This window comes from Aquipseudomonas alcaligenes NBRC 14159 (genome assembly GCF_000467105.1).
Lineage (GTDB): Bacteria > Pseudomonadota > Gammaproteobacteria > Pseudomonadales > Pseudomonadaceae > Aquipseudomonas > Aquipseudomonas alcaligenes.
In genome coordinates, this window is the sequence record NZ_BATI01000018.1 from 84,396 (window position 1) to 103,168 (window position 18,773).

Genomic DNA, 18,773 nt, shown 5'->3' on the forward strand with positions numbered 1-18,773 from the left:
CCATGTCCTTCAACCTCTCCGAATGGGCACTGCGCAACCGCAGCGTGGTGCGCTACTTCATGATCGTGCTGGCGGTGATCGGTGCGCTGTCCTACACCAAGCTCGGCCAGAGCGAGGACCCGCCCTTCACCTTCAAGGCCATGGTGGTGCGCACTGACTGGCCGGGCGCCACTGCCGAGGAAGTCTCGCGGCAGATCACCGAGCGCATCGAAAAGAAGCTGATGGAGACCGGTGACTACCAGTTCATCAACTCCTATTCGCGCCCGGGTGAGTCGGTGGTCACCTTCATGGCTCGCGACAATATCCATTCCAAGGACATTCCCGAGCTCTGGTACCAGATCCGCAAGAAGGTCAACGACATCCGCCACACCTTGCCGCCCGGCATTCGCGGTCCCTTCTTCAACGACGAGTTCGGCACCACCTTCGGCAATATCTACGCGCTGACCGGCGAAGGCTTCGACTACGCGGTGATGAAGGACTACGCCGACCGCCTGCAGCTGCAGCTGCAGCGGGTCAAGGACGTCGGCAAGGTCGAGCTGATCGGCCTGCAAGACGAGAAGATCTGGATCGAGCTGTCCAACGTCAAGCTGGCCACCCTGGGGCTGCCGCTGGCAGCGGTGCAGCAGGCGCTGGACGAGCAGAACGCGGTGGCGTATTCGGGGTTCTTCGAGACGCCCACCGACCGCGTGCAGATGCGCGTGTCCGGACGTTTCACCTCGGTCGACGAGATTCGCGATTTCCCCATTCGCGTCGGCGACCGCACCTTCCGCCTGGGTGACGTGGCCGAGGTGCACCGCGGCTTCAACGATCCGCCTGCGCCGCGCATGCGCTTCATGGGCGAGGATGCCATCGGCATCGCCGTGTCGATGAAGAGCGGTGGCGACATCCTGGTGCTGGGCGAGGCCCTGGAGCGCGAGTTCGCGCGCCTGCAGGAAACCCTGCCGCTGGGCATGGAGCTGCACAAGGTGTCCGATCAGCCGGCCGCGGTGAAAACCGGTGTGGGCGAGTTCGTCCGCGTGCTGGTGGAAGCGCTGATCATCGTGCTGCTGGTGAGCTTCTTCTCCCTCGGCCTGCGCACCGGCCTGGTGGTGGCGCTGTCCATCCCGCTGGTGCTGGCGATGACCTTCGCCCTGATGCATTACTTCGGCATCGGTCTGCACAAGATTTCCCTGGGCGCACTGGTGCTGGCGCTCGGGTTGCTGGTGGACGACGCGATCATTGCGGTGGAGATGATGGCGATCAAGATGGAGCAGGGCTACGACCGCCTGCGCGCGGCCAGCTTCGCCTGGACTAGCACGGCCTTCCCGATGCTCACTGGCACGCTGATCACTGCCGCCGGCTTCCTGCCGATCGCTACTGCGCAGTCCGGCACTGGTGAGTACACCCGCTCGATCTTCCAGGTGGTGGCCATTGCCCTGATTGTGTCCTGGATCGCCGCCGTGGTCTTCGTGCCCTACCTGGGCGACCGCCTGCTGCCGGACCTGGCCAAGCTGCATGCGAAGAAGCATGGTGGCAGCGCACAGGGCCACGACCCGTATTCGACCACCTTCTACCAGACCGTGCGCGAGGTGGTGGAGTGGTGCGTGCGCCGGCGCAAGACGGTGATTCTGGTCACTATCGGCCTGTTCGTCGTCTCGCTGCTGCTGTTCCGTTTCGTGCCGCAGCAGTTCTTCCCGGCATCCGGACGCCTGGAGCTGATGGTCGACATCAAGCTCACCGAGGGCTCGTCGCTCCAGGCCACCGAGGAGCAGGTCAAGCGCCTGGAGGCCAAGCTCAAGGCCCACGAAGGCATCGACAACTACGTGGCCTATGTCGGCACCGGCTCGCCGCGCTTCTACCTGCCGCTGGATCAGCAGCTGGCAGCGACCCGTTTCGCCCAGTTCGTCATCCTGGCCAAGAGCATCGAGGACCGCGAGAAGCTGCGCACCTGGCTGATCGAGGTGATGAACGAGGACTTCCCGTTCGCCCGCACCCGTGTCTCGCGTCTGGAAAACGGCCCGCCCGTGGGCTTCCCGATCCAGCTGCGGGTCAGTGGCGAGCACATCGACGAAGTACGGGCCATCGCCCGCGAGGTGGCGGCCAAGGTGCGCGAGAACAGCCACGTGGCCAACGTACACCTGAACTGGGAAGAGCCGAGCAAGGTGGTCTACCTGAACATCGATCAGGAGCGCGCCCGCGCCCTGGGCGTGAGCAGTGCCGACCTGTCGAGCTTCCTGCAGAGTTCGCTGACCGGCTCCAGCGTCAGCCTGTTCCGCGAGGACAACGAGCTGATCGAGATCCTCCTGCGCGGCACGGTGCGCGAGCGCCAGGCGCTGGAGCTGCTACCTAGCCTGGCGGTGCCGACCGCGAGCGGCAAGAGCGTGGCTCTGTCGCAGGTCGCCACCCTGGAATACGGTTTCGAGGAGGGCGTGATCTGGCGGCGCGACCGCCTGCCGACCGTGACCATCCTCGGTGACATCTATGGCAACGAACAGCCGGCGACGCTGGTCAAGCAGATCATGCCGACACTGGAGCCGATCCGCGCCGCATTGCCCGACGGCTACCTGCTGGAGGTGGGGGGGACCGTGGAGGACTCGGCGCGCGGGCAGAAGTCGGTCAACGCCGGTGTCCCGCTGTTCATCCTGGTGGTGCTGACCCTGCTGATGCTGCAGCTCAAGAGTATGTCGCGCACGGCCATGGTGTTCCTCACGGCGCCGCTCGGGCTGATCGGCGTGACCCTGTTCCTGCTGGTGTTCCAGCAGCCGTTCGGCTTCGTCGCCATGCTCGGCACCATCGCCCTGTCCGGCATGATCATGCGCAACTCGGTGATTCTGGTCGATCAGATCGAGCAGGACATCGCCGCCGGCCAGGATCGCTGGCATGCCATCATCGAGGCCACGGTGCGGCGCTTCCGTCCCATCGTGCTGACCGCCCTGGCGGCGGTACTGGCGATGATTCCGCTGTCGCGCAGCGTGTTCTTCGGGCCGATGGCGGTGGCCATCATGGGCGGCCTGATCGTCGCCACGGCGCTGACCCTGCTGTTCCTGCCGGCGCTGTACGCGGCCTGGTTCAGGGTCAAGGAAGTGGAGCGCTAAGCGCAGCGTTAAGAATCAGCCCGGCCCGTGCCGGGCTTTTTCGTTTATGGCGGGCGCCTATCGGTTGGTGCTGCAAGCTGGCGGTGTAGGTCTAAGGTTGTCTATAGCTCTGTTCGAGATATTGGTTGCACTTGGCTTGCCTCTCGTCGGAAGCATTGGTTGCACTAGGTTGCACCTTTTCCTGCGAGAGGTTTACTCTTCCGCCACGCGCCGCAGCGCACTCAACCGAAACAGGATAAGCAATGGCCACCACCACCCTTGGCGTGAAACTCGACGACGCCACCCGTGAACGTCTGAAGCAAGCTGCCCAGTCCCTCGATCGCACGCCGCACTGGCTGATCAAACAGGCGATCTTCAACTATCTGGAACAGGTGGAAGGTGGTCTGACCCCGGCCGAACATTCCGGTCTGGCCGCTGCCGCCGGCGAAGAAGCGCTGGAGAACTTGGGCGAGCAGGCCCTGCAGGTGTTCCTCGACTTCGCCGAAAGCATCCTGCCGCAGTCCGTGCTGCGCGCGGCCATCACCGGTGCCTATCGTCGCCCGGAGACCGAAGCGCTGCCGATGTTGCTGGAGCAGGCGCGCCTGCCGCAGGATCAGGCCGAAGCCACCCAGAAGATGGCCCTCGGCATCGCCGAGAAGCTGCGCAACCAGAAGAGCGCTGGCGGCCGCCAGGGCCTGGTGCAGGGTCTGCTGCAGGAATTCTCGCTGTCGTCGCAGGAAGGCGTGGCGCTGATGTGCCTGGCCGAGGCGCTGCTGCGCATCCCGGACAAGGCCACCCGTGACGCGCTGATCCGCGACAAGATCGCCAACGGCAACTGGAGCCAGCACCTTGGCCAGAGCCCGTCGATGTTCGTCAACGCGGCGAGCTGGGGCCTGTTGATCACCGGCAAGCTGGTGTCCACCCACAACGAAGCCGGCATGACCTCGGCGCTCAATCGCATCATTTCCAAGAGCGGCGAGCCGGTGATCCGCAAGGGCGTGGACATGGCCATGCGCCTGATGGGCGAGCAGTTCGTCACCGGCGAGACCATCGGCGAGGCCCTGGCCAATGCCTCCAGCATGGAGAGCAAGGGCTTCCGTTACTCCTACGACATGCTCGGCGAGGCCGCGCTGACCGAGGATGACGCCAAGCGTTACCTGGCGTCCTATGAGCAGGCCATCCACGCTATCGGCAAGGCCTCGCATGGCCGCGGCATCTACGAAGGCCCGGGTATCTCGATCAAGCTGTCCGCGCTGCACCCGCGCTACAGCCGCGCCCAGTACGATCGCGTGATGGACGAGCTGTACCCGATCCTGCTGGGCCTGACCAAGCTGGCCAAGCAGTACGACATCGGCCTGAACATCGACGCCGAGGAAGCCGACCGCCTGGAAATCTCCCTCGACCTGCTCGAGCGCCTGTGCTTCGCCCCTGAGCTGGCCGGCTGGAACGGCATCGGCTTCGTCATCCAGGCCTACCAGAAGCGCTGCCCGTACGTGATCGACTATGTCATCGACCTGGCCAAGCGCAGCCGCCATCGCCTGATGATCCGCCTGGTCAAGGGCGCCTACTGGGACAGCGAGATCAAGCGCGCCCAGGTCGAAGGCCTGGAAGGCTACCCGGTGTACACCCGCAAGCCGTACACCGACATCTCCTACATCGCCTGCGCACGCAAGCTGCTGGCGGTGCCGGAAGCCATCTACCCGCAGTTCGCCACCCACAACGCCCACTCGCTGTCGGCCATCTACCAGATCGCCGGGCAGAACTACTACCCGGGCCAGTACGAGTTCCAGTGCCTGCACGGCATGGGCGAGCCGCTGTACGAGCAGGTGGTGGGCAAGGTCGCCGACGGCAAGTTCAACCGTCCGTGCCGCATCTACGCACCCGTCGGCAGCCACGAAACGCTGCTGGCCTACCTGGTCCGTCGCCTGCTGGAGAACGGCGCCAACACCAGCTTCGTCAACCGCATTGCCGACCACAGCATTTCCCTCAAGGAACTGGTGCTGGACCCGGTCGAGCAGGTCGAGCGCATGGCCGCGCAGGAAGGCACCCTCGGTCTGCCGCACCCGCGCATTCCGCTGCCGCGTGACCTGTACGGCGACGCGCGCCTGAACTCCGAAGGCATCGACCTGGCCAACGAGCACCGCCTGGGCTCGCTGAGCTCGGCGCTGCTGTCGTCCACCAATACCGCCTATGTTGCCGCGCCGATCCTTGGCTGCGACACGCCGAACCCGGGCCCGGCCGAGCCGGTGCGCAACCCGGCCGATCACCGCGACCTGGTCGGCCATGTGCATGAAGCCAGCGAGGCTGACGTCAAGAGCGCGATCCTCTGCGCCCAGGCCAGCGGGCAGATCTGGCAATCGACCCAGGCCGCCGAGCGCGCCGCCGTGCTGGAACGCGCCGCCGACCGTATGGAAGCGGAGATCCAGCAACTGATGGGCCTGCTGGTGCGCGAGTCCGGCAAGACCTTCGCCAACGCCATCGCCGAAGTGCGCGAGGCGGTGGACTTCCTGCGCTACTACGCGGCGCAGGCGCGTACCTTCAGCAACGACAGCTACCGCCCGCTGGGCCCGGTGGTGTGCATCAGCCCGTGGAACTTCCCGCTGGCGATCTTCACCGGTCAGGTGGCTGCCGCTCTGGCCGCCGGTAACACCGTGCTGGCCAAGCCGGCCGAGCAGACCCCGCTGATCGCCGCCCAGGCTGTGCGCATCCTCCTTGACGCCGGCGTGCCTGGCGGTGCCGTGCAGCTGCTGCCGGGCCGTGGTGAAACCGTCGGTGCCCGCCTGGTGGGTGACGAGCGCGTGCGCGGCGTGATGTTCACCGGCTCCACCGAGGTGGCCGGCATCCTCGCGCGCAACATCGCCGGGCGCCTGGACGCCCAGGGCCGCACCATCCCGCTGATCGCCGAGACCGGTGGCCTCAACGCCATGATCGTCGATTCCTCGGCCCTGGCCGAGCAGGTGGTGATCGACGTGGTCAGCTCCGCCTTCGACAGCGCCGGCCAGCGCTGCTCGGCCCTGCGCGTGCTGTGTGTGCAGGACGACGTTGCCGACCGCGTGCTGGAAATGCTCAAGGGCGCCATGGCCGAATACCGCATCGGCTCGCCGGAGCGCCTGCACACCGACATCGGCCCGGTGATCGACGCCGAGGCCAAGGCCGGTATCGAGGCGCACATCGCCGCCATGCGCGAGAAGGGCCGCAAGGTATTCCAGGCCGCCCGTGCCGATGCCGACGAGATCAAGCGTGGCACCTTCGTGCTGCCGACCCTGATCGAGCTGGACAGCTTCGACGAGATGAAGCGCGAAATCTTCGGCCCGGTCCTGCACCTGGTGCGCTACCCGCGTGCTGAGCTGGGCAGCCTGCTGCAGCAGATCAACGACAGCGGCTACGGCCTGACCCTCGGCGTGCACACCCGCATCGACGAGACCATCGCCCAGGTGGTGGACAGTGCCAAGGTCGGCAACCTCTACGTCAACCGCAACATCGTTGGCGCCGTGGTCGGCGTGCAGCCGTTCGGGGGTGAAGGCCTGTCCGGCACCGGCCCGAAGGCCGGCGGCCCGCTGTACCTGTACCGCCTGCTGTCGACCCGCCCGCAGGATGCCGTGGCCCAGCAGCTCAAGGGCGACAACGTGCATGCTCTGGGCGCGCCGGCCGAGCTGGAGAAGGCACGTGCCGCCTTCGCCACCTGGGCAGCCAAGGAAGAGCCGGCCGTGGCCACGCTGTTCCAGCAGTACGGCGAGCTGTCGCAGAGCTACACCAGCCATGTGCTGACCGGCCCGACTGGCGAGCGCAACACCTACACCCTGCTGCCGCGTGAGCGCGTGCTGTGCCTGGCCGAGGAGCGCAGCGACCTGCTGGCGCAACTGGCCGCGACCCTGGCCGTCGGCAGCCATGCGCTGCTGCCGGAGCGCCAGCGCGAGCTGCTCGCCGCGCTGCCCAAGGAGGTGCAGAAGCGCATCGCCACGGTGGCCGACTGGACGGCGATCGACGCCGAGTTCGACGCCATCCTGCATCACGGTGACTCCGACCAGCTGCGCGAGGTGAGCCAGCAGGCCGCCCAGCGCAAGGGCGCCATCGTCAGCGTGCACGGCCTCAACAAGGGCGAGACCGACATCCCGCTGGAGCGCCTGTTGATCGAACATGCGTTGAGCGTGAACACCGCGGCGGCCGGCGGCAACGCCAGCCTGATGACCATCGGTTGAAACCCACGCGACAGCTGACCGAACAGGTCGCGCCAGGGAAAGCGTGCTGAAAGCTTTCCCTGGCATGCTGGCGCAACACCCGTAGTTCCCGGGCGCCGCGAGGCGCCCACTCCCGGTGCCGGCGGTTCTCCGCCCGGTGCCACGCAGCGTACACCCACCGTGGGGGCTTACCCGCCCGGTACGAAGCGTTACTACCCCAGGCCGGCTCGTTCCGGCACCCGGCAGGGCCACAAGCCCGGCCACAAAAAAGCCCGGCATCTGCCGGGCTTTTGCTTTCTCAGGTAGCCCGGATGCAATCCGGGGGCGAAGTTGCCTGCTTCGCGGATTGCATCCGGGCTAGGGACTCTTTCATCCCGTGATGATTGCGAGCTAGCAACGTAGGGCGGGTGAAACCCGCGGGCGGGCTCGCGGTTTTCACCCGCCCTACTGGGTAGCGGCTCAGAGAGCGCCGAAGACCTTCTTCGCCAGGCTGGTCGCCGCGCCGGCCGGGTTCTGGCGGATGCTGGCTTCCTGCTCGGCGATCATCTTGAACAGGCCGTCCAGGGCTTTCTCGGTCACGTAGTTCTCGACGTTGGCGCTCTTTGCATCGACCACGCCGAGGGCGGCCGCCTGGCCGGCGAAGCTGTTGTACTGCTGGGCCACGCCGACCTTGTCGGTGGCCTGCTTGACGATGGGCAGGAACTTGGCGCGGATCTGCTCGCGGCTGCTCTTGTTCAGGTACTGGGTGGCAGAGTCTTCGCCGCCGGCGAGGATGGCCTTGGCATCGCTCACGGTCATCTTCTTCACCGCGTCGACCAGAATCGCCTGGGCCTGCGGCACGGCGGCCTCGGCGGCCTTGTTCATGCTCGCCTCCAGCTCCTCGACCTGTTCGCCCATGCCCCTCATCTTCATGGTCTGCGCGGCCTTGCCGAGTTTGCCCGGCAGCTCGATGCGCACCTCGTCGTTGTCGCTGAAGCCACCCGGCTTGCCGAGCTGCTTGACGGCGATCTGCGCGCCCTGGGTCAGCGCATCCTTGAGGCCGCCGCTGGCGTCGCTCTGAGTCAGATCGGCGAGAGACAGCGCGAAGGCGCCGGCGGACAGCAGCAGGCCGGCGGCCAGGGTGGTGAGGCGGAGCATGATGGCATTCCTTAATGCGGTGGGAATGGGGCGAGCTTAGCGGAGTGGTCGGGGGGGCGCCAATCGGCGATGGCATGACGCCGGAAAAAACAAGGGCCGCAGAGCGGCCCTTGGTTCGTTGTGGCTCAGGCCGACTCCGCTGGCTCCTCGCCACGCTCCAGCGCCACCTGGCGGATCGACATGCGGATTTCCGCGGGCAGTACGCGTTTGGCCACGCCTTCCACCAGTTCGGTGAGCTGCGGGTGGTGGCTGAGCTTGCCTTCGCCGTTCTGGCGCAGCACGCCCTGGTCGAGCAGGGTCTGGATGAAGTGGCGGAACAGGCTTTTGTCGAAGAACTCAGGGGCGTTGAGGCCGTGCAGGATCGACAGGCGCTGGGCCATGACCACGCAGAGGTTTTCCAGCTCCTCGGCGGACAGGGCGTACTGGCCGGCGTTGAGCAGCAGGGCGGTGGCCATGTAGAAGCGCTGCAGGGTCTGTACGATGGCGCGGGCCAGCAGGGTGAGCAGGACGAACTGGCGCGAGCTGGGCGCCGGGCGGATGAACATGTCGTCCTCGCGGCGCAGCAGGCCCTGTTCGACGAAGGCTTCCAGCCACTGGTCGACCACGCCTTCCAGTTCCTCCTGGGTGAAGCGGATGAACAGCTCCGACTGCAGGTAGGGGTAGAGGGCGCTGCAGTAGCGCAGGATCTGCTCGCGGCTCATACGCGAGCTGCTGAGGAAGAAGCTGGCCAGCAGGGCGGGCAGGGCGAACACGTGCAGCACGTTGTTGCGGTAGTAGGTCATCAGGACGGCGTTCTGCTCGTCCAGATAGAGGATCTTGCCCAGCGCATCCTTCTGTTCGGCCAGCAGGTCCATGCTCTGCACATAGCGGATCAGGTCCTGGCCGTCGCCTTCCGGCAGGGTGGCGTGGGGCGAGTAGGGCACCTTGCGCAGCAGCGCCAGGTACAGGTCGAGCACGCGCGCCAGGGCCTTTTCGTCCAGCGCCAGCTTGCTGGTGGAGAGCAGGGCCAGGCCGACCAGGTTGACCGGATTGATCGCCGCCGCCTCGTTGAGGTGCTGCGCCACCTTGGCGCCAAGGCGGTTGGTGGTGGCGTTCAGCCAGGCCGGACGGAACTGCTCGCCGTGGTCCTGGGTGCGCCAGCCCGGCTGCTCGGCGTCGAGGAACTCGGCCAGCTTGATCGGCTCGCCGAAGTTGACGTGCACGCTGCCGAAACGCTGCTTACGGATGGCGCCGATGACCTTGAAAATGTCGAAGATCGACTCCTTCTTCTTCGCCGCGCCGCGCAGCTCGCCCAGGTAGGTGCGGCCTTCGAGCACGCGCTCGTAGCCGATATAGACGGGCACAAAGGCGATCGGCAGGCGATTGGAGCGCAGGAAGCTGCGCAGGGTGATGGCCAGCATGCCGGTCTTCGGCTGCAGGGTGCGGCCGGTGCGCGAGCGCCCGCCCTCGACGAAGTACTCGACCGGGAAGCCCTTGCTGAACAGAGTGTGCAGGTATTCGTTGAACACCGCGGTGTACAGCGGGTTGCCCTTGAAGGTGCGGCGCATGAAGAAGGCGCCGCCGCGGCGCAATATTCCACCCACGACCGGCATGTTGAGGTTGATGCCGGCGGCGATGTGCGGAGGCGTCAGGCCGTTGCGGAACAGCAGGTAGGACAGCAGCAGGTAGTCGATATGGCTGCGGTGGCAGGGCACGTAGATGATCTCGTGACCGTGGGCGATGTCGCGCACCGCCTCCAGGTGGTTGACCTGGATGCCCTCGTACAGCTTGTTCCAGAACCAGCTGAGCACCGTCTCGAGGAAGCGGATGGCGGTGTAGGTGTAGTCCGAGGCGATCTCGTTGCCGTAATGCAGGGCCTTGGCTTCGGCCTTCTCGACGCTGATTTTGTCGCGCTCGACTTCCTCGGCGATGGCCTGGCGCACCAGTGGGCCGTGGATCAGGCCTTTGACCAGGTTGCGCCGGTGCGACACGTCCGGGCCGATCACCGTGGTCTTCAGATTGCGGAAGTGCACACGGAGGATGCGCTGGACCATGCGCAGGGTGCGTTCGCGGCCCTTGTTCTGGTCGAGCAGTTCGCGCAGGTGGATCGGCGCGGAGAACTGCACGCGGGTCTTGCGCCCGAGGATCAGGATGCTGACCAGCTTGCGCAGGCGCCCGGTGACCGCCCAGGTGTCGGCAAACAGCAGTTTCCACGGGCTGGTCTCGCGGTCCGGCGACTGACCCCAGAACACGCTGACCGGGACGATCTGCGCGTCGTCCAGGGCGTTGCCGTCGAGGCTGGCGAGAATGCGCTGCAGGGTGGGCGGCGCGCCGCGCTTGTCGTGGCCGCCGAACCAGCTGGGCGAGCGGGTCAGGTAGAAGAACGCCGCCGGCTCCATCTGCTCGCCGATCGCCACCGGTAGCACCGGGCGCGGCAGGCCGGCCTTGCTGCATTCCCGGTCCACCACCGCCAGGTCCGCCGCCGAGGGTTGCTGCAGTACGTAGAACACCGGCTTGCTGCGATCCAGGCGCAGGTTGAAGGACGACTGGTTGATGGTTTCCGAGCGTACCCAGAGGAACAGCAGGCGACGCAGGGCACCAAAGGCGAGGCGGCGGAGCGGGGAGCGGGTCATAGATTGCGGCTGTGAAAAAACGAGCATGCGCTCGGGGCGGCTAGTGTGCCGCATTCGCCTCGCTGCGGCAAAAGCGCCGCCGGTACAAGTGTTCACCCGATGCCGCGTCGTTACTGGCCTACGGGGCAATAGCGGTGACGCTGCAACTTTTCCTAAAAGCCGTTGTCTTGCCATGCCGCAGGTCGACTTTTATAGTCCGCCAGCGTTTGCAGGGCCCCCGTGGTCAGCATGGCCCGGGGTTTCTCCCGTCGGGATGAGAGCCATGATCGAAATAAAAAATCTAACCAAGCGTTTTGCGCACCATACGGCCGTCGATGGCCTCAGTTTTCAGGTCCAGCAGGGGGAAGTGCTGGGCTTCCTCGGCCCCAACGGGGCCGGTAAATCCACCACCATGAAGATGCTCACCGGGTTCCTGGCGCCGACCTCCGGCACGGCCAGCATCCTCGGCTTCGATATCCAGAGCGACACCCTCAAGGCCCAGCAGCAGATCGGCTACCTGCCGGAAGGCGCGCCCTGCTATGGCGACATGACGGTGCGCGGCTTCCTCGGGTTTATCGCTGAGGTCCGCGGCTTCCGCGGCGCCGAGAAAAAGCAACGGGTGCAGCGTGCGGTCGAGCAGGTCGAGCTGGACAAGGTGCTGGAGCAGAGCATCGAGACCCTGTCCAAGGGCTTCAAGCGCCGTGTCGGCCTGGCCCAGGCGATCCTGCATGATCCGCGCGTGCTGATCCTCGACGAGCCCACCGACGGCCTTGACCCGAACCAGAAGCACCAGGTGCGCAAGCTGATCCAGAGCTTGGCCAAGGACAAGATCGTGATCATTTCCACCCACATCCTCGAAGAAGTGTCGGCGGTCTGTACCCGCGCCGTGGTGATCGCCGCCGGCAAGGTGGTGGCCGATGGCACGCCGATGGAGCTGGAGAGCCGCTCGCGCTATCACCAGGCCGTGACCCTGGTCGCCGAGGGCGAGCTGGACCGCGCGGCACTGGCCGCCCTGCCGGGTGTGGCCGGCGTGGAAGACAACGCCGAGGGCAGCCTGACCCTGCTGGCCGCGCCTGGCCAGGTGATCTTCCCGCAGGTCAACGAGCTGATTCGCCAGCGTGGCTGGCAGGTGAAGGAGCTGGACGTGGAACGTGGCCGGCTCGATGAAGTGTTCCGCAGCCTGACCCGGGGAGAAGCGGCATGAAGCAGTTGCCCGTGATCTTCAAGCGCGAACTGGCCAGCTATTTCGCCACGCCGCTCGCCTACGTGTTCATCCTGATCTTCCTGGTGCTGTCCGGGGTCTTCACCTTCTACCTGGGCGGCTTCTACGAAAGCGGCCAGGCGGACCTGGCACCGTTCTTCAACTTCCACCCCTGGCTGTACCTGTTCCTGGTGCCGGCCATCGCCATGCGCCTGTGGGCCGAGGAGCGCAAGTCCGGCTCCATCGAGCTGCTGATGACCCTGCCGATCACCCGTACCGACGCGGTGCTGGGCAAGTTCCTCGCCGCCTGGGTGTTCGCCGGTATCGCCCTGCTGCTGACCTTCCCGATGATCATCACGGTCAACTACCTGGGTGAACCGGATAACGGCGCAATCTTCACCGGCTACTTCGGCAGCTGGCTGCTGGCGGGTTCCTACCTCGCCATCGGCTCGTGCATGTCGGCCCTGGCGAAGAACCAGGTGATCGCCTTCATCCTCGCCGTCAGCGCCTGCTTCCTGTTCATCGTCAGCGGCTTCCCGATGGTGCTCGATGCGCTGTCCTGGGCTCCGCAATGGCTGCTCGACGCGGTCGCCTCGCTGAGCTTCCTGACCCGCTTCGACGCGATCAGCAAGGGCGTGATCGACCTGCGCGACCTGCTCTATTTCATATCCCTGATGGCCGCCTGGCTTGCCGCCACCGCCATCGTGGTCGATCTGAAGAAGGCTGACTGACCATGAAGAAACTGATGTATTCCGGCGCCGGCCTGCTGCTGATCGCCGTGGCCTTCCTGGCCTTCAACATGCTCTCGGCCCTGGGCCTGGGCAATGCCCGCCTGGACCTGACCGAGCAGAAGCTCTACACCATCTCCGAGGGCACCGAGCGCATCCTTGGTGAGCTCGACGAGCCGATCAACCTGTACTTCTTCTACTCCGACAAGGCCGCCCGCGACCTGCCGGTGCTGCGCAACTACGCGGTGCGTGTGCAGGAGATGCTCAAGGCCTACGAGCGTGCGGCGGATGGCAAGATCAAGCTGCACATCGTCGACCCCGAGCCTTTCTCCGAGGACGAGGACAAGGCGGCCGGCTTCGGCCTGCAGGCCGTGCCGGCGAACCAGAGCGGCGAGCAGATCTACTTCGGCCTGGCCGGCACCAACGCGGTGGACGACAAGCAGATCATCCCGTTCTTCCCGCTGGACCAGGAGGAGTTCCTCGAATACCAGCTGAGCCAGCTGGTGCAGGGCCTGGCCAAGCCGGAGCGGCCGGTGATCGGCCTGCTCTCCGGGCTGCAGCTCAATGGCGGCTTCGACATGATGGCGCGCCAGCCCACCGCACCCTGGATGGTGATGGAGGAAGTCCGTCAGCTGTTCAAGATCGACAGCCTCAAGGCCGGCATCGACAAGATCCCGGACGAAGTCTCGGTACTGCTGCTGGTGCACCCGAAGAGCCTGCCGGAGGCGACCCTGTACGCCATCGACCAGTTCGTCCTGCGCGGCGGCAAGCTGCTGGTGTTCGTCGACCCGCTGGCCGAGGCGGACAATGCCCAGCCCATGCTGCCGGGTGACGATGCCGGCAAGGCGTCCGACCTGGAGCCGCTGTTCAAGGCCTGGGGCCTGCGCATGGTGCCGGACAAGGTGCTCGGTGATGGCTCCTACGCGCTGTCGGTGAGCATGGGCCAGGGCCAGCCGCCGGCCCGCCATGCCGCCTGGCTGGCGCTGCCGCAGCGCGCGATGAGCCAGGAGGATGTGGCCACGGCCGGCCTGGAGACCATCAACATCGCCACCAGCGGCATCCTGGAGCCAATCGAGGGCGCCAAGACCCAGTTCGTGCCGCTGCTGCAGAGTTCCGAGTACGCCATGCCGTTCGAGGCGGCCCGTTTCAGCATGCTGGCCAATCCCGGCGAGCTGATGCGCGACCTGGAGCCGACCGGCGAGCGCTATGCCATCGCCGCGCGCATCAGCGGTCCGGCGCAGTCGGCCTACCCCAACGGTATCGAGGGGCAGAAGGATGGCCTGAAGTCCGCCGAGAACATCAACGTGATCGCGGTGGCCGATACCGACCTGCTGACTGACCGCATGTGGGTGCAGGTGCAGGACTTCTTCGGTCAGCGCGTGCCGCAGCCGTTCGCCGACAACGCCGGTTTCGCCATCAATGCGCTGGACAACCTGGCCGGCAGCGATGCGCTGATCAGCGTGCGCTCGCGGGGGCGTTTCAGCCGCCCATTCGAAGTGGTCGAGGCGCTGCAGCGTGAGGCCGAGGCGCAGTTCCGGGTCAAGGAAGAGGACCTGCAGAAGCGCCTGGCCGAGACCGACCAGAAGCTCGCCTCGCTGCAGCAGCAGGACCCGAGCAAGGCCCTGGAGCTGACCCCCGAGCAGCAGGCGGCGGTGCAGCAGTTCCTCGACGAGAAGCTGCGTATCCGCAAGGAACTGCGCGAGGTGCGTTTCCAGCTCAATGCCGACATCGAGGCGCTGGGTCGCACCCTCAAGCTGGCCAATATCCTTGCCGTGCCGCTGCTGCTGACCCTCGGCGTACTGGCCCTGTGGCTGTGGCGCCGGCGCAAGGCCGCGTGATGGCGTCTCACCCCTCTGCCATTGATGGGAGAGGGGTGGGGGGAGAGGGCGCGGCCCTTTCCCCTTCGCTTTCCCTTCCCCTATTCACCGACTCCTTGATTGAGGAGAACAACCGATGAATCGCAAAACCCTCTTCGTTCTGGCGGTGCTGGCGCTGGCCCTGGTGGCCGGCTGGTACTTCACCAGCCAGGTGGGCCTGCCGCGCGTGCCGGCCCAGGCCGAACCTTGGCTGCCGGGCGTGCAGGTGGCGCAGGTCAAGGCCATTGAAGTGCAGCGTGGTGACCAGCCGCTGGTGCGCCTGGAGCGTCGCGAGCAAGGCTGGGTGATTCCGGCCAAGGCCGATTACCCGGCCGACCAGGGTGTGGTGAACAGGCTGCTCAAGGCCCTGGCCGAGGCGCGCAAGGTCGAGCCGCGCACCGCCAACCCCGAGCTGTATGGTCGCCTCGGCCTGGCTGACAAGGGCGACGCCGAACAGCGCGCCGTACGCCTCAAGCTGGAGCAGGGCGAGGTACCGCTGCAGCTGCTGATCGGCAAGCCCGGCCAGCAGCAGGGTCAGTTGGTGCGGCGCGCCGACGAGGCGCAGAGCTGGCTGGTCAGCCAGCGCATCGAATTGCCTATCAGCGAGCTGGAGTGGCTGGATCGGCGTATCGCCGCCATTCCCTTCGCCGAGGTGCGCGAACTTGACCTGCGCCACGCCGGTGGGGAACGTCTGACGCTTTCGCGCGACAAGGCCGAGGAGGCGAACCTGCAGGTGCGCGATCTGCCCAAGGGCAAGCAGCTGGCCTTCGAGGGCGCGGCCAATGGCTTCGGGCAGTTCTTCGCCGACCTGCGTTTCGCCGATGCCGCACCGCTGGCCCAGCTCGGTTTCGAGGGCAAGCCGGCGCTGGAGTTCAGCCTCACCACCTTTGCCGGCAAGACCCTGAAAGGCCGTTTCTACAGCAAGGCCGATCAGCACTGGCTGCTGCTGGAGCAGGGCAGCGGTCTGTCCGCCAGCGAGGTGCCGGGGCGCAGCGATTGGGCCTATCGGATCGAGCCTTACCAGTACCAGAGCCTGGCCAGGAAGTTGACCGATCTGCTCGCCAAGGAGTGAGCAAAATGGCCTGCAGGCCCTGTATTCCGGGGCTTGCAGGCGGCCGAAAAAATCCCTTGGCAAGACGAACGCTTGTTTTATACTCGCCTGGCGGTCGCATCAGGACGCCATTCGGAACACCGCTCCATGCTCGTTATGGCCGGGGTCGGAGAGAAGAAGAAGAACGTTTGCGCCGATCCGCCCAACAATAAAATCGAGAATCGAGGGAAGTGGTAATGGCTGATCGTGAGGTCGGAACCGTCAAGTGGTTCAATGATTCCAAGGGGTATGGCTTCATTCAACGCGAAAGCGGCCCGGACGTGTTCGTCCACTACCGCGCCATCCGTGGCGAGGGGCATCGCACGCTGGTCGAAGGCCAGCAGGTGGAGTTCGCCGTGATCCAGGGCCAGAAGGGCCTGCAGGCGGAAGACGTGTCCAAGGTCTGAAGCCAGACCCGTCGCACAACGAAAGGCCCGTCGATGACGGGCCTTTTGCTTTTCAGGGGTGGGGACTTGCTTTTGTTCCCTCTCCCTTTGGGAGAGGGCTGGGGTGGCGGTGCTATAAGCGGCCCGTAGTCTGAGAGACCCTCATCCCCGTCCCGCTCCCGAGTGGAGAGGGGAGATCAATCGGTGCGCCAGATGATTTCCTGCTCACCCTCGGCGTCGATCTTGATCCAGCGATCCGCTTCCTCCAGCGCTTCTTCCTCGCTCCAGCCACCGGGAGCGCAGCGCACCTGCACGCCGAGCGCGGCAAAGGCTGCGCGGGCGCAGGCCAGGTCATCGCTCCAGGGCGTGGCGTCGCTTTCCAGATAGAGGCTGTGCCACTTGCCTACGGCCTTCGGCAGCCAGGTCACCGGCACTTCGCCGGCGCGGCACTTGAAGGTCTGGCCCTGCTGGCGCCACTCGCTGCACGGACCGATGGCCTCGCTCAGCCAGACGGCAATGGCCTGCTGATCGGCGTCCTTCAGGTAGATCTCGATATCGGGTTGGCGCATGGCTCAGTCCTTGTTCTTTTCGATCCAATCGTAGCGGATGGCGACCGTCACCTCGAAGGGTTCGGCGATCACCGCGGCGCGGCGCTCGGCGCTGGCGCGCCAGCCGTGCGGGGTCATCGCCAGCAGGTCGGCGCGGGCCTGGGCGTCGGCCAGCAGCAGCGGGAAACTCAGCGTCTCGCTGTGGGCTAGGTGCATGCCTGCGGGAATCAGCTCCAGGTGCTTCTGGTCGTCGTAGTCGCGTACTTCGTCATACAGCTTCTGCCGCAGTTCCATCAGGTGCGCGCGGGTCGGGCCCATGCGCAGCAGGCCGCCGCCGGGCCTGAGCAGGCGCAGTGCTTCCTGCCAGTCCAACGGGCTGAACACGCTGGCCAGCAGGTCGCAGCTGGCATTGCTCAACGGCACGCGGGCCATGCTCGCCACCAGCCAGCTCAGCTGCGAGGCGCGCTTGCAAGCACGTTTCACCGCCTCGCGGGAGATGTCCAGGGCGTAACCGTCGGCCTCCGGCAGCTGCCCGGCGAGCTGCGCGGTGTAGTAGCCCTCGCCGCAGCCGATATCCAGCCAGCTGCGCGGGCCGCGCTCGGCGGCCAGTTCGGCCAGGCGCCTGGCCAGTGGCGCGTAGTGGCCGCCGTTGAGGAAGCGCCGGCGCGCCTCGACCATGGCCTGATTGTCGCCTGGGTCGCGGCTGTTCTTGTGCTGCACCGGCAGCAGGTTGTAGTAGCCCTGGCGGGCGCGGTCGAAGCTGTGCCGGTTGCTGCAGGCCAGGCCGTTGCCCACAAGGCTCAGCGGTTCCCGGCAAATGGGGCAGGTCAGGCTCATGCCAGCAGTTTCACCAGAGTCTGGTAATAAACCTCGGTGAGCAGGTCCAGGTCGCTGGCCAGCACGCGCTCGTTGATCTGGTGGATGGTGGCGTTGACCGGGCCCAGCTCGACCACTTGCGTACCCAGGGTGGCGATGAAGCGCCCGTCCGACGTACCGCCGGAGGTGGACGGCGTGGTTGCGCGGCCGGTGACTGCCTGGATGCTGGCGGCCACGGCATCGAGCAGTTCGCCCGGCTGGGTGAGGAACGGCAGGCCCGACAGGGCCCAGTCCAGGCTGTAGTCCAGGCCGTGCTTGTCGAGGATGGCGCTGACGCGCTGCTGCAGGCCTTCCACCGTCGACTCGGTGGAGAAGCGGAAGTTGAACACCGCTTTCAGCTCGCCGGGGATGACGTTGGTGGCGCCGGTACCGGAGTTGAGGTTGGAGATCTGGAAGCTGGTCGGCGGGAAGTAGGCGTTGCCGTCGTCCCAGTGTTCGGCGGCCAGTTCGGCCAGCGCCGGCGCGGCCAGGTGGATCGGGTTGCGCGCCAGATGCGGGTAGGCCACGTGGCCCTGCTTGCCACGTACGGTGAGGGTGCAGCCGAGGGAGCCGCGGCGGCCGTTCTTCACCACGTCGCCGAGCAGGCTGGTGCTCGAGGGCTCGCCGACGATGCACCAGTCCAGGCGCTCGCCGCGCTCGCGCAGGCGCTCGACCACGGCCTTGGTGCCGTGGTGGGCCGGGCCTTCTTCGTCGCTGGTGATGAGGAAGGCGATGGCGCCTTTGTGGTTGGGGTGGTCGGCGACGAAGCGCTCGACGGCGATGATCATCGACGCCAGGCTGCCCTTCATATCCGCCGCGCCACGGCCGCAGAGCATGCCTTCATCATCCACGCGCACATCGAAAGGCTGGTATTGCCAGGCTTCCAGCGGGCCGGTCGGCACCACGTCGGTGTGGCCGGCGAAGCACAGCACCGGGCCCTGGGCGCCATCGCGACCGCCACGCCGGGCCCAGAAGTTCTCCACGTCCTCGATGCGCATGCGCTCCACCGCGAAACCGACGGCGGCCAGGCGGCGCATCATCAGCTCCTGGCAGCCTTCGTCGACCGGGGTCACGGAGGGGCGGCGAATCAGGTCGAAGGCGAGCTCCAGGGTGGGGGTGAGGGCGGTCATTGCGGCTCCGGAACAGCGAA

12 protein-coding genes are annotated in these 18,773 nt (G+C 66.2%); 7 read left to right on the top strand and 5 right to left on the bottom strand.

The genetic code is table 11. From position 1 onward, the window contains the following. Window positions 1–2: 2 nt before the first annotated feature. Window positions 3–3,074: an efflux RND transporter permease subunit gene (locus PA6_RS12015; RefSeq protein ID WP_021701194.1), complete on the top strand. Its 3,072-nt coding sequence runs from the start codon at window positions 3–5 to the stop codon at window positions 3,072–3,074. 242 nt (window positions 3,075–3,316) lie between these two features. Further along, window positions 3,317–7,252, top strand: coding sequence for a trifunctional transcriptional regulator/proline dehydrogenase/L-glutamate gamma-semialdehyde dehydrogenase (putA, locus tag PA6_RS12020; RefSeq protein WP_021701195.1), 3,936 nt, complete (start codon window positions 3,317–3,319; stop codon window positions 7,250–7,252). A gap of 438 nt (window positions 7,253–7,690) precedes the next feature. Here putA and PA6_RS12025 read toward each other — a convergent pair whose 3' ends face one another. Continuing rightward, window positions 7,691–8,368 carry a DUF4197 domain-containing protein gene (locus tag PA6_RS12025; protein WP_021701196.1) on the bottom strand — a complete coding sequence of 226 codons (678 nt, stop codon included), beginning with the start codon at window positions 8,366–8,368 and terminating at the stop codon, window positions 7,691–7,693. Between the two features lie 125 nt (window positions 8,369–8,493). Then, the gene (plsB, locus tag PA6_RS12030) at window positions 8,494–10,980 is read right to left on the bottom strand and encodes a glycerol-3-phosphate 1-O-acyltransferase PlsB (protein ID WP_021701197.1); all 2,487 of its coding nucleotides are present in this window, start codon (window positions 10,978–10,980) and stop codon (window positions 8,494–8,496) included. A gap of 262 nt (window positions 10,981–11,242) precedes the next feature. Between plsB and PA6_RS12035 the strand changes: the two genes are divergently transcribed. The 5 genes from PA6_RS12035 to PA6_RS12055 all read left to right on the top strand — a co-directional run bounded on the left by PA6_RS12035 (window position 11,243) and on the right by PA6_RS12055 (window position 16,241). Beyond that, window positions 11,243–12,163 carry an ABC transporter ATP-binding protein gene (locus tag PA6_RS12035; protein WP_021701198.1) on the top strand — a complete coding sequence of 307 codons (921 nt, stop codon included), beginning with the start codon at window positions 11,243–11,245 and terminating at the stop codon, window positions 12,161–12,163. Further along, on the top strand, window positions 12,160–12,891 hold the full coding sequence (locus PA6_RS12040) for an ABC transporter permease subunit (RefSeq protein WP_021701199.1): 732 nt from the start codon (window positions 12,160–12,162) through the stop codon (window positions 12,889–12,891). The genes PA6_RS12035 and PA6_RS12040 overlap by 4 nt, the downstream gene beginning before the upstream one ends. A gap of 2 nt (window positions 12,892–12,893) precedes the next feature. Then, a complete protein-coding gene (locus PA6_RS12045; protein ID WP_021701200.1) occupies window positions 12,894–14,726 on the top strand; it encodes a GldG family protein in 1,833 nt (610 codons plus the stop codon). Window positions 14,727–14,841: 115 nt separating this feature from the next. Further along, window positions 14,842–15,816, top strand: coding sequence for a DUF4340 domain-containing protein (locus PA6_RS12050; RefSeq protein WP_021701201.1), 975 nt, complete (start codon window positions 14,842–14,844; stop codon window positions 15,814–15,816). A gap of 215 nt (window positions 15,817–16,031) precedes the next feature. Next, window positions 16,032–16,241 carry a cold-shock protein gene (locus tag PA6_RS12055; RefSeq protein WP_021701202.1) on the top strand — a complete coding sequence of 70 codons (210 nt, stop codon included), beginning with the start codon at window positions 16,032–16,034 and terminating at the stop codon, window positions 16,239–16,241. 176 nt (window positions 16,242–16,417) lie between these two features. On the opposite strand, the gene PA6_RS12060 is transcribed toward PA6_RS12055, so the two are convergent. Genes PA6_RS12060 through dapE form a run of 3 tightly spaced genes read right to left on the bottom strand, consistent with a single transcriptional unit; the run spans window position 16,418 to window position 18,753 of the window. Further along, window positions 16,418–16,789, bottom strand: a complete 372-nt coding sequence (locus PA6_RS12060; protein WP_021701203.1) for a hypothetical protein — start codon at window positions 16,787–16,789, stop codon at window positions 16,418–16,420. Between the two features lie 3 nt (window positions 16,790–16,792). Next, window positions 16,793–17,605 carry a putative RNA methyltransferase gene (locus PA6_RS12065; protein ID WP_021701204.1) on the bottom strand — a complete coding sequence of 271 codons (813 nt, stop codon included), beginning with the start codon at window positions 17,603–17,605 and terminating at the stop codon, window positions 16,793–16,795. Further along, window positions 17,602–18,753 (bottom strand): succinyl-diaminopimelate desuccinylase, encoded by a 1,152-nt coding sequence (dapE, locus tag PA6_RS12070; RefSeq protein WP_021701205.1) that lies wholly within the window; start codon window positions 18,751–18,753, stop codon window positions 17,602–17,604. Before dapE ends, PA6_RS12065 begins: the two co-directional genes overlap by 4 nt. Between the last annotated feature and the right edge of the window lie 20 nt (window positions 18,754–18,773).

Bases quoted from the DNA above. Each gene is read 5' to 3' on its own strand.
- PA6_RS12015 (WP_021701194.1), top strand. From the start codon at position 3: ATGTCCTTCAACCTCTCCGAATGGGCACTGCGCAACCGCAGCGTGGTG.
- putA (WP_021701195.1), top strand. From the start codon at position 3,317: ATGGCCACCACCACCCTTGGCGTGAAACTCGACGACGCCACCCGTGAA.
- PA6_RS12025 (WP_021701196.1), bottom strand. From the start codon at position 8,368: ATGCTCCGCCTCACCACCCTGGCCGCCGGCCTGCTGCTGTCCGCCGGC.
- plsB (WP_021701197.1), bottom strand. From the start codon at position 10,980: ATGACCCGCTCCCCGCTCCGCCGCCTCGCCTTTGGTGCCCTGCGTCGC.
- PA6_RS12035 (WP_021701198.1), top strand. From the start codon at position 11,243: ATGATCGAAATAAAAAATCTAACCAAGCGTTTTGCGCACCATACGGCC.
- PA6_RS12040 (WP_021701199.1), top strand. From the start codon at position 12,160: ATGAAGCAGTTGCCCGTGATCTTCAAGCGCGAACTGGCCAGCTATTTC.
- PA6_RS12045 (WP_021701200.1), top strand. From the start codon at position 12,894: ATGAAGAAACTGATGTATTCCGGCGCCGGCCTGCTGCTGATCGCCGTG.
- PA6_RS12050 (WP_021701201.1), top strand. From the start codon at position 14,842: ATGAATCGCAAAACCCTCTTCGTTCTGGCGGTGCTGGCGCTGGCCCTG.
- PA6_RS12055 (WP_021701202.1), top strand. From the start codon at position 16,032: ATGGCTGATCGTGAGGTCGGAACCGTCAAGTGGTTCAATGATTCCAAG.
- PA6_RS12060 (WP_021701203.1), bottom strand. From the start codon at position 16,789: ATGCGCCAACCCGATATCGAGATCTACCTGAAGGACGCCGATCAGCAG.
- PA6_RS12065 (WP_021701204.1), bottom strand. From the start codon at position 17,605: ATGAGCCTGACCTGCCCCATTTGCCGGGAACCGCTGAGCCTTGTGGGC.
- dapE (WP_021701205.1), bottom strand. From the start codon at position 18,753: ATGACCGCCCTCACCCCCACCCTGGAGCTCGCCTTCGACCTGATTCGC.